We start from the raw sequence: 14,836 nt of genomic DNA on the forward strand, positions 1-14,836 counted from the left end.
GCGACATGGGTGTCGAAAGAGAGCGGAAGTTCCTGGTGGCCGGAGCCGCGTGGCGGGCCGAGGTCGTCTCGGTGCACCGCATCCGCCAGGGGTTCCTGTCGACGGACCTCCAGCGGGTCGTCCGCGTCCGCGTGGTCGACGAGAGCGCCGGATACCTGACGGTCAAGGGAGCCCGCCGCGGCATCAGCCGCGCGGAGTACGAGTACCCGGTCCCGGTGGCCGACGCGATCGAGATGCTGGAGCAGCTGTGCCTGCCGGGCAGGATCGACAAGACGCGCCATGTCTGCGGATCCGACGGCTACCAGTTGATCGTCGACGAGTTCGGCGGCGACCACCAGGGGCTGGTCCTCGCGGAGGTCGAGTACGACGGCGAGTCCACCGATGCCGTGCTGCCCGGGTGGCTCGGCGCCGAGGTCACCGGCGACGACCGCTACTCCAACGCCGTGCTGGCCCTGGGGAGCGGGTCGTGAGCGAGCAGCGCGTCGCCCTGGTGACCGGCACGAACCGCGGCGCGGGAAACGGCATCGCCCTGGCGCTCCATGCGGCCGGCTACCGCGTCATCTCCCTCAACCGCACACCCGGCGGTGCCCCGGAACTCGGCGAGATCATCTGCGACCTGTCCGACCCGGCGGCGCTCACCGAGGCCCTGGCCGAGGTGCGCCGACGCACCGACCGGCTCGACGTGTGTGTCTGGAACGCGGCGGTCCGCCGACTGGGGACCATGGAGGAGCTGGACGAGGAGTCGTGGGCGGCGAGCGTGGCCGTCAACCTGGTCTCCCCGGCACTCCTGACCCGGGGCACGCTCCCGATGCTGCGCGAGTCCGGCGGCATGTACGTCTTCGTCGGCAGTCACGCGGCGACCCGGTACTTCGAGGGCGGCGCGGCCTACTCCGCGACGAAGGCCGGCCTCAAGGCACTGGTCGAGGTGCTGCTGCTGGAGGAGCGCGGTCACGGCGTCCGCGCCGTGCTCGTCTCACCGGGGGCGATCGCCAACCGGGCCTGGGACGACTCGCCGACCAAGATCTCCACCGCGTCGTTCGGCTCGTTCGTCGTCGACCTCGTCGACCGGATGCCGGCGGATCTCGCGGTGGGCGAGATCGAGGTGCGGCCCGCCGTGCTGGAGCAGGTGCGGGAGCACGGGATCGCGCGCCTGCAGAGGGTCTGAACTGGCAGCACCGATGGGGTTGTTGCCGATACGAAGGAGAAGACATGATCACGGGACGCCGGTACGCGGCTCTGGACGGCCACGACGGGTGCGGAAAGTCGACCCTGGCGCGAGCCGTGGCCGAGCGCGTCGGCGCGCAGGTCGTCAGGCCCTACCCCGACAGCCTGGGGGACCACATCGCGTGGTTGTGGGGCAGCAAGCGCTTCGCGGAGGCCGACGTGCTCGCCAGGTCGAGCATCGAACGCGTGCTTGAGCTGACCGACCCGGCCCGCCCGGTGCTGTTCGACCGGTGCTGGAGCACGATGTTCACGGTGCTTCCCGAGAGCTACTGGCAGGCCTGGCATCCGCTCTGCCCGACCGTGCTCTGCCATGCCGACACCCGGGTGGTGATGGACCGCCTCGCGCAGCGCGGTGAGGACGTGGGCGACTTCGAGGAGCACGAGTACTACCAGAAGCTGTACCGGTCCCACGCGGAACTGACGCCCGACACGCTCGTCATCGACACGACCGACCGGCCGTTGGACGACTGCGTGGCGGAGATCGTGGAATTCCTGTCGTGGTAGCGGGCAGCGTCGCCGTGACCGCGCCGGTGCACTGGGATCCCCAGGAGCGCTCCCTCGTGGTGGGCGAGCCCTGCGACGAACGCGCGGACGGCTGCGCCCTGCTGAGGTTCACGGGGATGGTCTGGCTCACCTTCGACAGCGACGGCCGGATGATGTCCGTCGATCTCCACGACGTGCCCGACGAGTTGGCGGTGGTCGTTCCCCGTGCCCTGCGGCCCCGGTTCTCGTGGAACAGCACGGAGACCGACAACGCGAGCTCCTGGCTGCTCGACACCGACAGCGGCTGGGTCTGGATCCGGCTCGCCTCGGGCATGGCGCACCGTCGGCTGATCGGTAAGGCGGACGTCCAGGTGTGGCTGCGGGACGGCGCCGTGGCGGCGTTGCGGCTGGTGCTCGACGGCGAGGAGCCTGCGGCAGGGGCGTCGCCCGGTACCGTGCGGCAGGACTGACCGCCCGGGTCGAGCTGTGTCGACCCGGCGGCGACAGAGGGCAGCGGCCTGCGCCGCTGCCCTCTTGGCGTGGGCTCTTCTCCCTTGCCGCCCCGGCCAGTTGGCGGCGGCCGGCGATCACTGCGAACGCTTGAACGCTACGCGCGTGGATCCTAGTCTCACGTCATGTCAGTCACGAACGCAGCTGTGAGTACATCGATTTCGTCGCAGATACGTCGCGCACCGAAGGTGCTGCTGCACGACCATCTGGACGGCGGGCTGAGGCCCCTGACCGTGGTCCAACTGGCGCGGGAGTACGGATACGGCGATCTGCCGACCACCGATCCCGAGGAGCTGGGCAGTTGGTTCCAGGCGGCGGCCGACTCCGGGTCGCTGGAGCGCTACCTCGAGACCTTCCGGCACACCGTCGGCGTCACCCAGACCCGCGACGCCCTGTTCCGCGTCGCGAAGGAGTGCGCGCAGGACCTGGCAGCCGACGGAGTCGTCTACGCCGAGGTCAGGTTCGCCCCGGAGCTGCACGTCGAGCGCGGACTCACCCTCGGCCAGGTGGTGGAGGCGGTGCTGGACGGGTTCCGCGAGGGCGAGCGCCGGGCCGCCGCGGACGGGCACGGCATCCGGGTGGGCGCCCTGCTCACCGCGATGCGGCACGCCGACCGTGCCCAGGAGGTCGCCGAACTGGTCGTGCTGCACCGGCAGTCGGGGGTCGTCGGATTCGACATCGCGGGCGCCGAGGCCGGGTTCCGGCCGACCCGGCAGCTCTCCTCGTTCGAGTACCTGAAGCGGGAGAACGCGCACTTCACCATCCACGCGGGTGAGGCGTTCGGCCTGCCGTCGATCTGGGAGGCGCTGCAGCTCTGCGGCGCCGAGCGGCTCGGCCACGGCGTGCGCATCATCGACGACGTCAAGGTGGCCGACGACGGGACCGCGACGCTCGGGGAGCTCGCCGCCTACGTGCGCGACCGGCGGATTCCGCTGGAGCTGTGCCCGACGTCGAACCTGCAGACCGGCGCGGCGGCCTCGTACGCCGAACACCCCGTCGGGACGCTGCGCCGGCTCGGGTTCCGGGTGACGGTCAACACCGACAACCGGCTGATGAGCGGGACGAGCGTGAGCCGCGAGTTCGAGGAGCTGAGCGCGGCCTTCGGCTACACCCTCGACGACGTGCAGTGGTTCACCATCAACGCGATGAAGTCCTCGTTCCTGCCGTTCGGCGAGCGGCTGGCCATGATCAACGACGTGATCAAGCCGGGATTCGCGAAGCTGAAGGCCGAGGCCGCACAGGAGCCGCAGCCGCAGCTTCCCGCGCCGGGCGACGACCGGGGCGCCCCGGACATCGTCGGGCGCAGCAAGCGGCTGTGGCGCAGGAGCGACGGCACCTGCGAGATCGAGATCATCCCCAGCCTGCGGAGCTTCACCTACGACCGCGACGAGCTCATCCCGGCGACCGCCAAGCTGCGGCTGGACTTCTACCAGGCAGCGGCCGCCCGGCTGGCGGAGCGAGGGGTCAGGACGGTCTTCCGGGAGCGCCTGAGCGACAGTTCCTACCTCGCCGACTACGTGCCGGGACCGCCGTTCGAGGTCATCGTCAAGAACCTCGCGACCGGGTCCACCACGATCAAGTACCCCGGCCTGTTCGCCGAGGGGCACCGCTTCGACCCGCCGGTGGTCAAGTTCGACTTCCGGGTGGACCCGGAGGACCAGCCCATCGGCGAGGACTACCTGAAGGCCCTGGGGGTCGACACCGAGGCGTACCGCCGGACCGCGCTCGCCTGCAACGAGGCACTGCGCGACTGGCTCGCACCGCTCGACCTGTGGGACTTCTGCCTCGTCATCGGCGACGGCCCGGACGGGCAGCCGGTCATCAACTCCGAGATCTCCCCCGACTGCATGCGGCTGCGCGACCCCGAGGGCAGGCCGCTGGACAAGGACCTGTTCCGGCAGGGAGCCTCCGCTCAGCAGATCGTGGCGGCCTGGACCGACCTGGTGCGCCGGATCACCGGATGAACGAGCCCCGGTGACGGCACGTCGGCCTCCACGGTGACGAGGTGCCCGGCCGCGCGGCCGGGCAAGGCGATGGGAGTCGTTGGTGAACCTGGTTCAGCTCATCTGTACGGATCTGGACGGCACACTGCTCGACTCCCGGGGTGACCTGAGCCCCGGGAGCCTGGAGGCCATCACCACGGCGCGCCGCTCGGGGATCGCGGTGGTCTGCGTCACCGGTCGGCCGGTGCGCGACACACTGACGATCACCCGCCGCTACGGACTGACCGGGCCCGTGGTGTGCAGCAACGGCGCCGTGACCGTCGACGCCGAGAGCGGCTCGCCGCTGCTGTGCCGGGGCTTCGACCCGGCGGAGTGCGCCGAGCTGCTCTCCGTCCTCGAGGCCGGACTCCCCGGCCTGATCGTGGGCATCGAGTCGATCGGCGGCCTCTACCTGGAGGAGGGCTTCGCGCAGCTCGTCCCGGACTGCTGGCCGCACCAGCCGGTGAGCGCGGCGCGCACGGTGCTCCACCCGGACGACCCGGTGGTCAAGATCCTGGCGATCCACCCCGACCTGACGACGCAGGCCCTGGAGCGCGCCATCGTCGACCTGGTCGGCGACCGCCTGGAGGTCACCCGCTCCACCGGCCGCTTCGTGGAACTCTCGGCCCGGGGAGTGGACAAGGGGCAGGCCCTGCACTGGCTCACCCGGCACCTGTCCGTGCCCCCGGCGCGGACCGCCGCGGTGGGGGACATGCCCAACGACATACCGATGCTCCGCGCGGCGGGGCTCGCCGCCGCCGTCGCCAACGCGCACCCCGACGTACGACGTGCCGCGCACGTCGTGCTGCCGAGCAACGACGACGACGGGGTCGCCGCGCTGATCCGCCGCTCACTGCGCTGAGCGGACACACCGAAGGAGACCACCAACCCATGCCGTACCTCGCCCTCCTGGGCCGGCCTCATGTCGTCAGGCTGCTCTCCAGCTCGCTGGTCGGACGGCTGCCGGGGGCGATGGCCGCCCTCGGCATCGCCCTGACGCTGCGCCATGCGGGGTACGGCTACCAGCTGGTGGGGCTGACGACCGGGGTGTTCGCCGCGGCGGGTGCGGTCGGCGGTCCGCTGCTGGGCCGGCTGGTGGACCGTACCGGGCAGTCCCGGACGCTGCTGTTCTCCGCCTGCCTGGCGGCGGCCGGGTTCGCCCTGCTGGCAGCGGCTCCCGGAACCCCGTGGGCCGCGCTGGTCGGGGCGGCGGTGGCCGGGGCCGCCGCCCCGCCGCTGGAACCCTGCCTGCGGACCCTGTGGCCGGAGCTGGTCGATCCGCAGGACGTCGAGTCGGCCTATGCCGTCGACGCCGGAGCGCAGGAACTCCTCTTCATCGCGGGCCCGTTGGCCGTGGCGGGCATCGCGGCGCTGGCCCCGGCCCGGGACACCCTGTGGGCCGCCGCGCTGCTCGGGCTGGTCGGCTCGGTGGGGATGGCCACCGCCGCCCCGTCGCGCGCCTGGACACCGGTCCCCGCGACCACGGCACCGCACTGGCTGGGCCCGCTGCGCAGCCGGGGACTGCTGCTCCTGCTGGTCGCCCTGGGCGGCTCCGGGGTGGCCGTCGGGACCTTCAACGTCTTCACCGTGGCGTACGCGGAGAAGCACCGACTGCCGGGCGGCGCAGGCACGTTGCTGGCTCTGTCGGCTCTCGGCGCGCTCGTCGGAGCGCTGACCTACGGCGCGGTCGGTACGCACGGCTGGAAGAGCGCGGCCCCGAACAAGGCTGGGCAACTCGCGGCGGGCATGGCAGGGTCGTACTGGCTGGTGGCGCTGGTCCCCGGGCCGGCCGGCAGCTGCCTGCTGGCCCTGCTGACCGGGGTGTTCTTCGCCCCCCTGCTGACCGTGTCCTTCGGCCTCGTCGGCGAACTGGCCCCCGAAGGGGCCGTCACCGAGGCCTTCGCCTGGCTCGTGACGTTCATCGGCGTCGGCATCGCGCTCGGAGCGGCCGTCGGCGGAGTCGTCCTCTCGCACGGAACGCTGCGAACGGCGGCGGCCTGCGGGGCCCTTGGAGCCAGCCTGGGCGCGGCGACGCTGCTGGCCGCCCGGGCGCGACTGGCGCCGGGGCGCGTGCTGACCGCGACCGGACAGCACTGACACCACTGCCACCACCGGCACCACTGACTCGCCCCGCCGTCCGGTGGGGTGCCGCACCAGCACGGGAGGAGGTGTTCTCGATGGGTACGACTCCGAAGGCGGTCACGCGCGGCCTCGCCGAGTAGTTCGCGAGCAGTTCGCGCCACCCCGTGAAACCTGCGGGGTCCGGGCGCCGGCACCCCGGGGTGCCGGCGCCCCGAGCACTGATCAGACGTGGCGAGGAGAAAGAGCGAACGTGGTGTCGGAAAACCCTGCCCTGCCGGAGAGTTCACGCAAGGCCCTGGACGAGATCCTCGAGCGCGGCCGGCGGGCGGCCGGCCGGCTGGAGAGCGAACGCGGCTACCGGCGGATCTACATGGGAGGGGCGCCCACCGCGGGCCTCGGCTCACCGAAGTCCGACATCGACCTCTTCGTGGTGCTGGACTCGCGGGCTCCGACGTCCTCCGAGCAACTGGCCTTCGAGGGCGCGCGCGTCGACATCGAGTACCTCGAACTGGACGCCCTCCGCAGCCTGGTGGACACCTGCACGGCCTTCCGCAGCACGTCCGAGGACATGGAGCAGATCGGCTACGCCACCCGCAGCCGACTGGATTCGCTGACCCGCTTCGTGCTCGGCGAGATCCTGCTGGACCAGGACGGGGCGCTGCGGGACCTGCTCGACCGGTGGGCGGACCGGCGGGCCGACTACCAGCGGCTGCTGGTCGCGCGGCACGCGACGGACGTGGAGAACCTCGGGGACGACGTCACCGGCGCCCTCCTCAACGAAGACCTCCCCGGCGCCGAGTACCAGTCCCGGGAGGCCCTCTACCGCGCTGCCGAGGCGTATCTCTGCGGTCGCGGCGACTACTACATCAACACCAAATGGCTCTGGACCAAGTGGGCACGCACGGTCGGCGACGAGCTCGGTGCCGCGGTGAGCGGCATCCTGCGCGACCCCCGGCTGCCCTCGGCCGGGGACGCGGTCAGCCGCAACCTCTGGCTGGCCCAGGATCTCGTCGCGATGGCGGCGACCGGCTACCGGTACCGGCCGGTGGCGTCCGCCGACCCCGAGCACTGCCGCAGGCAGCCGGCGGACTCGCTCGTCCCGACATCCGACAGCTATCTGGTGACGCAGCAGACCGCCTCGCAGGCCGTCGAGCTCAGCCGGCAGGGCGTCCTGCTGTGGGGAGTCGCCCACGGCCGGACCGAGCAGGAGGCGCTGCGACTGGTCCAGGCGCAGCTGTCCGCCGACGGGATCGGCGTCCCGATCGAGGAGATCGGCGGCTACTACCGGCTCCTGCGGGACCACCGGCTCATCGCATGAATCCCCCCGCCGTATCCAGGAGCATCTACCGGCACCGGGGCTTCCTGGCGCTGTGGAGCGCCGTCACGGTCTCCGGCATCGGATCGCAGGTGACGGCCGTCGCGCTGCCGCTCACCGCGATGCTGACGCTGCACGCCGACGCACTGCAACTCGGCACCCTGGCCATGGTCCAGACGCTGCCGGTGCTGTTCGTCACTCCCGTGGCCGGCGTCGTGGTGGACCGCTTCCCGGTCAAGCTGATCAACGCCCTGTGCGACGTGGTCAGGGGGGTTCTGCTGCTGGCCGTGCCCGTACTCGCCGCCCTGGACGGGCTGTCGCTGCTCCGGCTGTACGTCCTGGGACTGCTGGTGGGCTGCTTCAAGGCCCTGGCCGACGTCGCCCACCACTCGATCCTTCCGCAGGTGATCGAGGAGCACCGGCTCGTCGCGGGCAACGCCGCGATCAACACCAGCTACTCGGTGACCGATGTCGCCGGCCCCGGGCTGGGCGGGGTGCTGACCCAACTGCTGAGCGCCCCGCAGGCCCTGATCGCCGACTCGGTCAGCTTCTTCCTGTCGGCCGGGCTGATCGCCTCCCTGCGCGTCCGGCCCGTCGAGCGCGCGCCCAGGCAGCGCTGGTCGACCATGGCACGGGAGGGCTTCGGCTACCTGTTCGGTCAGCAGGGCCTGCTGACCCTCGCGCTGTGCAGCGGGGTCGCGAACCTGTTCCTCCAGGCCTACAGCACGGTACTGGTGATCTTCGTCGTCCGGTCGCTGGGCCTGCCGTCCTCCGTGCTCGGCGCCGTCTACGCCTGCGGGGCGCTGGGCGGGGTGGCGGGATCGGCGCTGGCCGAGCGGATCGGCCGGGTGACGCGGCCGACCACCGCCATGATGGGCGGCCTGCTCGGCACCGGTCTCGGGATGGCAGGTCTGGCCACCGCCGATCTGGTCGCCGCGCCGTGGGCGCGGATCGCGATCCTGATCGCCGGGACCGCCGCCTACACGGCGGGTCTCGGCGTCTACAACGTCCACGCGATGAGCACCCGCCAGAAGCTCGTCCAGCGCGACATGCTGGGCCGGGTGACCGCGAGTTATCGCCTGCTGTCCCACGGAGCCCTGCCGGTCGGCTCCCTCCTCGGCGGGCTGGGCGCCCAGCGGCTCGGGGCACCGGGCGCCGTCGCGCTCTCGGGCGCCGGCGTCGTCGCCTGGGTCGGCGTCCTGCTACTGACCCCGTTTCGGCGGCTGCCCCAGTGAAGGGCTACTCGTCGTGGTCCCCGAAGTGCGGGATCGGCTTGCCGCGGCGGGCCATCTCGGCCTCGAAGAGGGCCTGGAACCGCTTGGCGGACTCGTCGAGGACGATCGGGGCGTCCTCGTCGTCCGGAATGAGGCCCTGGGCGCGCAGGCGGGCGTCCTGCACCATGACCGGCTCCTCCGGGTCGTAGTCGTGGGGGCGGGGGCCCTCGGGGCCGTCCGGTCCGAAGCGGACCGTCCGCTCCACCCGGATGATCCGCAGGAAGCGGTCGTCGACGGTGAGTTCGCAGCCCTGCTCGGCTTCGAGCCCGTCCGCGGCCTCGGCGTAGACCGCCCGCTGCTCGGGGGTCATCCGGAGCTCGAACGGCTCGGTCACGCGCAGGCGCATGGAGAGCAGGTCCTTGGCGCGGAAGGGGGTGGGCGCGTCCGCCATGCCGCTGGGCCGCCACCGGGTGCCGATCCGTTCCGCGACGGTGAAGGCGGCCGGCAGCAGCACGATTCCGGGGTGGGTCCGGCTCGCCCGCAGCGCGTCCGCGCGGATGCCCTTCGGCACCTGGCCCTTGGCGGGGTGCAGCTGGATGAGGTCGGTCTTCAGGATGCCCTCGGACATGCCGGTCGGCACGGTGGGGTCCATGACGAAGCCGACGGCCGGGTCCAGGCCCTTGGCGATGTCGGGCTTCTGGTGGTCGTCGGGGTCGCTGGGCCGGGGCGGCTCGGGCCCGTCCGGGCCGCTGCGGATGTGCCGCTCGGCCCGCACCACGCGGTAGCGGGCGTCCAGTTCGATCTCGTCGAGCTTCTCCCGGTCCATCCGCTCGGCCAGCGCCTGGTACCTCTGCTGCGCCTCGGTGTCGCCGGCGTCCCTCGCCTTGGCGGCCTGCTCGCGGCTGAGCATGCCCAGGTGGTCGCGCGCCGACTGCGGAAAGCTCTCGACCATCGCGGAGAGCAGCTCCCAGCCGCCCTCGAGCCGCTCGCGCGCGACGCCGAAGACCGGGTTCCCGGCCGACAGGATCTGCGGATACTCCTCGCGCGCCCGCCACGCCTCGACGTCCGCGAGTTCGGCCACCGGGCCTTCCGGGGCGGTCATCCTGATGGTCAGGTAGCCAGGAGCATCATCAGCGAAGTTCACCATGCAGCACATGATGCAACCGGCCAACCACTGTGCGCTGTCTTTTGGCTCGATTTTCCCCTTCACGAGTGGAGGGGTGTTTAGGGCCTAGGCAGAGAGTCGGGCCGGGGGCGCCGAGGAGGCCAGCAGGCGTTCGGCGATGGCTCGGGCCTGGCGGGCCGCGGCGCCGCCGCGTTCGCGCATGGCGGTGACGGTGGCGCCGTCCATCAGCAGGATGAACTGCTCGGCCAGCGCGCGGTGGTCGGGATACCCGGCCTCCTCGATCAGGCGGTCGAGGAGGTCCTTCACCTTGCCCTTGTGCTCGTTGGCCAGGCGGAAGATCTCGCCGTACGGGTCGGAGGCTTCGGCCATCGCGTTGATGAAGGCGCAGCCGCGGAAGTTCTCGGACTCGGCTGATTCCGCGAGTGCGTCGAAGACCGCGAGCGGGCCGCCGCCGTGGGCGGCCACCGTCTCCTCCAGCCAGGCGTGCCAGTGCGCGTCGCGTCGCTTCAGGACGGCGTGCACCAGTTCGTCCTTGCCGGCGAAGTGCCGATAGAAGGAGGCGCGTCCGACTCCGGTGACGGCCAGCAGCCGTTCCACGCCGACGGCCCGGATGCCCTCCGTGTAGAAGAGCTCTTCGGCGCCTTGGAGGAGTCGCTCGCGTGCGTCTGTCGGCATGCGGCTCAGTGTAATGGACGCGGGCGCGAGTCGGAACCGATCGGTACCGTCCGTCAACTGGCAGCTGTCCAGATCCACTTGACCCTCTTCGGTACCGACCGGTACCGTCCTGCGGAGAAGGATCTCGCCCGGTGACCACCGAGCGGACAGAGACGGGAATCCGGATGAGCGACAGCGACACCACCTCCCCGGGGCGCGGCTGGCGCGCACGCACCGCACTCCTGACGCTGGGCGCCTTCGCGGTGGGCACCGACGGGTTCGTCATCGTCGGGCTGCTCCCCGAGATGACGAAATCGCTGAAGATCAGCATGGCCGAAGCCGGCCAGCTGGTCAGCGTGTTCACCCTCGCGTACGCGATCCTGTCGCCGGTCCTGGCCACGCTCACCAGCAAGTGGTCCCGGCGACGCGTCCTGGTGACCGCCCTCGTGCTGCTCGGCGCAGGAAACGCGATCACCGCACTGGCCCAGTCGTACGGCCTGATCCTCGCCTCCCGCGTCCTCGCGGGGTCCGGCGCGGCGATGTTCGCGGCCAACGCCGTCGCGACGGCCGCGACGCTGGCCGGCGCCAAGCGGCGCGGCAGCGCCATCGCCATGGTCACGGCCGGCTCGACGCTCGCACTCGTCCTGGGCGCCCCGCTGGGGACCTTCATCGGCAGCGCCTGGGGCTGGCAGGCGGCGATCTGGTTCGTCACCGCGGTGGCCGGCCTCGTCGCGGTGGCCATCGCCACCCTCCTGCCGAAGATCAAGCTCGACCAGAGCATTACCCTGCGCCGGCGCCTGGCGCCGCTCACCGACCGGCGGGTGCTGAGGATCCTGGTCGTCACGGTGCTGGCCTTCGTCGCCATCTTCCTCCCCTTCACCTACATGGGTGCGGTCTTCGCCCCCGCCATCGGCGGTGACCAGGGCCGACTCGCCGTGCTGCTGCTGGTGTTCGGCATCGCCGCCACCGGAGGAAACCTGATGTCCGGCTCGCTGGCCGACCGGCGCGACCCGCGGCTCGTCGTCATCGGCGCGACCACCGGCATCGCCGTGGTCGTCCTGCTGATGCTCACCGTCCGGGGGGAGTTCGCCTTGGTGGCCGTCCTGCAGGCGCTCAGCGGCGTGGTGTCCTTCTCGGTGATCGGCCCGCAGCAGCACCGCATCATCGGGTACGCGCCCGAAGGAGGCGCCCCCCTGGTGACCTCGCTCAACACCTCCAGCGCCTACCTGGGGCAGTTCCTGTCCAGCGTCATCGGCGCGTCCCTGCTGGCCACCGCCGGCTCCGCCGCCTACCTGCTGCCGGTCTCCGCCGCCTTCGCGCTGACCGCGGCCGCGCTCACCTGGTGGTCCAAGCGCTCCTCGAACCGGCACGAGGGGCAAACCGCCCGGGACGCCGGCACGGTGGCCGTACCGGTGAAGTGACGACCTGCAAGGCAACAGGGGGAAATCGCGTGATCAGCACGGAAGCGCAGCATGTCGACATCGACGGGATCCCCGTCGGCTACTACGTGCAGGGCCAGGGACCGGAGGTCGTCCTGCTGCACGGCGCCAGCGGCCACCCGGAGACGAGCTTTCCCAACCTGCTCGACGAGATGACGAAGAGTCGGCGGGTGATCGTGCCCGGCTACTCCGGCAGCAGCCTGACGCCGCTTCCCGAGGGGGAGTTGGACGTCGACCGGCTGGCCGACCAGGTGCTCGGGGTGGTGCGGGCGGCTGCGCACGGTCCGGTGGACCTGATCGGTTTCTCCACCGGCGCGGTCGTCGGCGCCGCCGCCGCGGCCCAGGAACCCGGGCTCGTCCGCCGGTTGATCCTCTGCGGCGGGTTCGCCCACTACGGCCACCCGTGGCAGCGCCTGTTCACCCGTACCTGGAAGCGTCTCGCGGAGCTGGATGCCAACACCTTCGCGGAGTTCACCCTCCTGCACGCGATCTCGGACGGCCACCTGGACACGCTCTCCTCGCGGGACCGCCTGATGCTGCGGTCCGGGCTGATGCCCTCCCGCGGGATGGTCGCGCTGGTCGACCTCATCAGCCGGCTGGACATCAGCGAGAGCCTGCCGAAGATCACGTCTCCCACCCTCGTCATCGGCAACCGGCAGGACCAGTTGGTGCCGATCAGGTACGCACGGCAGTTCCACGAGGCGATTTCGGGAGCTGAGTACGCCGAACTCGACTCCGGCCACCTGGCGGCGCTGGAGCGGCCGGAGGAGCTGGTCCAGCTGATCGAGGAGTTCCTGGATTCCTAGGGATGGTAGGGCAGTTGCGGGACGTCGAAGCAGTTGGTGTCCATGTCGGGCACCTGGGTGACCCACCCGGGACCGCCCGCCGGGGCGGCGTCCTGCCAGCGGGCCACGTTCAGGCAGGCGCGGGTCGGGCCGCTGGGACGGGGCTCGGGGGTGAAGTCGGCGGGGATCAGCAGCCCGTGCGCGTCGTAGGGCTGGGCGCGGTTCATGAACCGCTCCACGCAGGCCCGGGTCAGCGCCGCCCCGCACGAGTCCATCGCGTCGGTCAGCCACTGCGCGCCCGCCCAGCCCTCCAACTCCCAGGCCGACAGCAGCGGTTCGCGCTCCGGGTAGTACCGGTCCATGGCGCTGCGGAACTGCTGGACGGCGGGCAGACCGGTGTCCGCGTAGTTGCGGCTGGACGAGGTGGCCCACAGGACGCCGCGGCAGCCGGGCGCCGCCGCGTAGTCGCGGCCGACCGTCCGGGTCCAGTTCTGCACGTTGGTCACCTTGGCGGCGAGCCGCACCCCCGCCGCGTCCAGGGCCTGGCAGAGTCCGGTGTTGCCGCGGGTGTCCATCGCGTCGAAGACGATCTGGGTGCCGTCGGAGGCCATCGCGGTGGCCACCGCGGCGAACGCGGGCAGCGCCAGGTCCACCGTCTTCGTCAGCACGTGGTAGCCCTCGGCCGCCAGGCCCTGTTCGATCTGGTGCGCGTAACTCAGTGACTCCGCCTGGTTGTAGGCGACCACCGCGGCCCGCCGCACGCCCAGCCGCTGCTTGAAGAACCGGTAGACCTCGGTGCTGAGGAAGAGCGTCCCGTCCCAGCCGACCGAGCGGCCGTCGCGCGGGGCGTTGCTGCCGTAGATCCCGTACAGGTGCGGATACCGGTCGTACTCGGTGCCCAATGGTTGGCTGCCCACGTCCGGCACCGCCTTGCCGCTGACGTACGGGGCTCCCGCGTAGTCGAGCACGCTGCCGGCCGCGAAGGCGAAGACCTGGTCCTGGTCGATCAGCTTGTGCACGCAACTCTGGTTGCCCAGGCCGCTGCCGGAGTCGTCGCAGGTCACCACCTGCACCGTCCGCCCGTGCAGGCCGCCGGCCGCGTTCAGTGCCTGGAAGAACGCCAGCGCGCCGTAGCGGGGGCCGGAGAGCACCTCGGTGCCGAGCGGGCTGGTCAGCGAGGTGACGATGCCGATCTTGATCTGCCCCGGCGTCACCCCGGTGTCGCCGGCCGGGTTGCCCGCGGCGGCCGTCGGACCCGGCGCGGCGAAGTCGCTCTCCGGCAGCCGGGTGCCGCAGCCGGCGAGCGAGCCGGACAGCACCAGCAGGGTGGCCGCCAGCGCGGCGGCCACCCTGCCGGTCCGTACCGGGATCAGCTGCTGCTGCACCCGGGCACCGCACTGGCCGCGGTGTTGCCGCTCTGCGCGACCAGCGCGCACAGCGAGGCCTGCGAGACCTTCCAGGTGCCGTTGTCCAGCACCGCCTGACCGGCCGCGTTCGGCTGCACCACCTGGCCCTGCAACGACAGGTTGTAGGTGACGATCGCCGTGTCGGCGGAGCTGAACTGGACGTTCGTCACCTGCGCGCTGATCTGCGAGATCCGCGGGTCGGCGGCGAAGGCCTGGAGCAGCGGCTGGAGTTGGTCGCCGTTCTGCAGCAGCGCGGCCTTGGCGCTGATCGGCGTGCTGGGGGAGAAGAAGTTCTGCCAGTTCTGGGTGACCTGGGCGGTGGCGGCGGCCACGTCCGCCGGGGCGCTGCCGGTGGCGGACGGCGAGGCCGCGGCGGACCCGGACGGCGTCGCCGACGCGCTGCTCGCGGACGGGGTCGGGGTGGTGCCGGCGCTGCTCTTCTTGCTGCTCGAACAGGACGCCACCAGCAGCAGCACCCCGAGCACGGCCGTCGCCGTCCGAAGGACCGCAAGGCGGCCGGACGGGTGAGGTCGCGGTTCTGCGGACGGGCGATCCGCCGGGTCGGCCGGCCGGGCGTTGGGCATGGTGCGCATGGGTTCTCCGCCTGGTGTCGCGC

15 protein-coding genes and 1 pseudogene are annotated in these 14,836 nt (G+C 71.7%); 12 read left to right on the forward strand and 4 right to left on the reverse strand.

Annotation, left to right across the window (positions count from 1 at the left end; all coding sequences use genetic code 11):
• Positions 1-5 precede the first annotated feature (5 nt).
• The 10 genes and pseudogenes from P3T37_RS17920 to P3T37_RS17965 all read left to right on the forward strand — a co-directional run bounded on the left by P3T37_RS17920 (position 6) and on the right by P3T37_RS17965 (position 8,831).
• Positions 6-470, forward strand: coding sequence for a CYTH domain-containing protein (locus P3T37_RS17920; protein WP_280724690.1), 465 nt, complete (start codon positions 6-8; stop codon positions 468-470).
• A complete protein-coding gene (locus P3T37_RS17925; RefSeq protein ID WP_280724691.1) occupies positions 467-1,165 on the forward strand; it encodes an SDR family NAD(P)-dependent oxidoreductase in 699 nt (232 codons plus the stop codon). The genes P3T37_RS17920 and P3T37_RS17925 overlap by 4 nt, the downstream gene beginning before the upstream one ends.
• A 44-nt stretch (positions 1,166-1,209) precedes the next feature.
• A complete protein-coding gene (locus tag P3T37_RS17930; protein ID WP_280724692.1) occupies positions 1,210-1,728 on the forward strand; it encodes a hypothetical protein in 519 nt (172 codons plus the stop codon).
• Complete coding sequence (locus P3T37_RS17935) at positions 1,722-2,177, forward strand: hypothetical protein (RefSeq protein WP_280724693.1); 456 nt, start codon at positions 1,722-1,724, stop codon at positions 2,175-2,177. The genes P3T37_RS17930 and P3T37_RS17935 overlap by 7 nt, the downstream gene beginning before the upstream one ends.
• 165 nt (positions 2,178-2,342) lie before the next feature.
• Positions 2,343-3,449 (forward strand): annotated as a pseudogene (locus P3T37_RS17940) (adenosine deaminase); the annotation flags it as partial.
• 81 nt (positions 3,450-3,530) lie between these two features.
• The gene (locus tag P3T37_RS17945) at positions 3,531-4,181 is read left to right on the forward strand and encodes a phosphoribosylaminoimidazolesuccinocarboxamide synthase (protein ID WP_348533256.1); all 651 of its coding nucleotides are present in this window, start codon (positions 3,531-3,533) and stop codon (positions 4,179-4,181) included.
• Between the two features lie 82 nt (positions 4,182-4,263).
• Positions 4,264-5,061: an HAD family hydrolase gene (locus P3T37_RS17950; protein WP_280724694.1), complete on the forward strand. Its 798-nt coding sequence runs from the start codon at positions 4,264-4,266 to the stop codon at positions 5,059-5,061.
• Between the two features lie 29 nt (positions 5,062-5,090).
• Positions 5,091-6,296 carry an MFS transporter gene (locus P3T37_RS17955; protein ID WP_280724695.1) on the forward strand — a complete coding sequence of 402 codons (1,206 nt, stop codon included), beginning with the start codon at positions 5,091-5,093 and terminating at the stop codon, positions 6,294-6,296.
• Positions 6,297-6,534: 238 nt separating this feature from the next.
• Positions 6,535-7,599, forward strand: a complete 1,065-nt coding sequence (locus P3T37_RS17960) for a hypothetical protein (RefSeq protein WP_280724696.1) — start codon at positions 6,535-6,537, stop codon at positions 7,597-7,599.
• The gene (locus tag P3T37_RS17965) at positions 7,596-8,831 is read left to right on the forward strand and encodes an MFS transporter (RefSeq protein WP_280724697.1); all 1,236 of its coding nucleotides are present in this window, start codon (positions 7,596-7,598) and stop codon (positions 8,829-8,831) included. The genes P3T37_RS17960 and P3T37_RS17965 overlap by 4 nt, the downstream gene beginning before the upstream one ends.
• 4 nt (positions 8,832-8,835) lie before the next feature.
• Here the strand turns inward: P3T37_RS17965 and P3T37_RS17970 are convergent, their stop codons facing one another.
• Together P3T37_RS17970 and P3T37_RS17975 are read right to left on the reverse strand one after the other, a co-directional pair.
• Positions 8,836-9,957 carry a DUF5954 family protein gene (locus P3T37_RS17970; protein ID WP_280724698.1) on the reverse strand — a complete coding sequence of 374 codons (1,122 nt, stop codon included), beginning with the start codon at positions 9,955-9,957 and terminating at the stop codon, positions 8,836-8,838.
• 84 nt (positions 9,958-10,041) lie between these two features.
• Positions 10,042-10,611 carry a TetR/AcrR family transcriptional regulator gene (locus P3T37_RS17975; RefSeq protein WP_280724699.1) on the reverse strand — a complete coding sequence of 190 codons (570 nt, stop codon included), beginning with the start codon at positions 10,609-10,611 and terminating at the stop codon, positions 10,042-10,044.
• Between the two features lie 164 nt (positions 10,612-10,775).
• Here P3T37_RS17975 and P3T37_RS17980 point away from each other — a divergent pair, with 164 nt between their 5' ends.
• Positions 10,776-12,011 carry an MFS transporter gene (locus P3T37_RS17980; protein WP_280724700.1) on the forward strand — a complete coding sequence of 412 codons (1,236 nt, stop codon included), beginning with the start codon at positions 10,776-10,778 and terminating at the stop codon, positions 12,009-12,011.
• Between the two features lie 29 nt (positions 12,012-12,040).
• Complete coding sequence (locus P3T37_RS17985) at positions 12,041-12,835, forward strand: alpha/beta hydrolase (protein ID WP_280724701.1); 795 nt, start codon at positions 12,041-12,043, stop codon at positions 12,833-12,835.
• Here the strand turns inward: P3T37_RS17985 and P3T37_RS17990 are convergent.
• Positions 12,832-14,199 (reverse strand): ABC transporter substrate-binding protein, encoded by a 1,368-nt coding sequence (locus tag P3T37_RS17990; RefSeq protein ID WP_280724702.1) that lies wholly within the window; start codon positions 14,197-14,199, stop codon positions 12,832-12,834. The two genes, P3T37_RS17985 and P3T37_RS17990, sit on opposite strands and share 4 nt — an antisense overlap.
• Positions 14,184-14,813, reverse strand: coding sequence for a hypothetical protein (locus P3T37_RS17995; RefSeq protein ID WP_280724703.1), 630 nt, complete (start codon positions 14,811-14,813; stop codon positions 14,184-14,186). The genes P3T37_RS17990 and P3T37_RS17995 overlap by 16 nt, the downstream gene beginning before the upstream one ends.
• Positions 14,814-14,836: the final 23 nt, after the last annotated feature.

Origin of the sequence: Kitasatospora sp. MAA4, from assembly GCF_029893355.1 — a bacterium.
In the GTDB taxonomy this organism is placed as follows: Bacteria; Actinomycetota; Actinomycetes; order Streptomycetales; family Streptomycetaceae; genus Kitasatospora.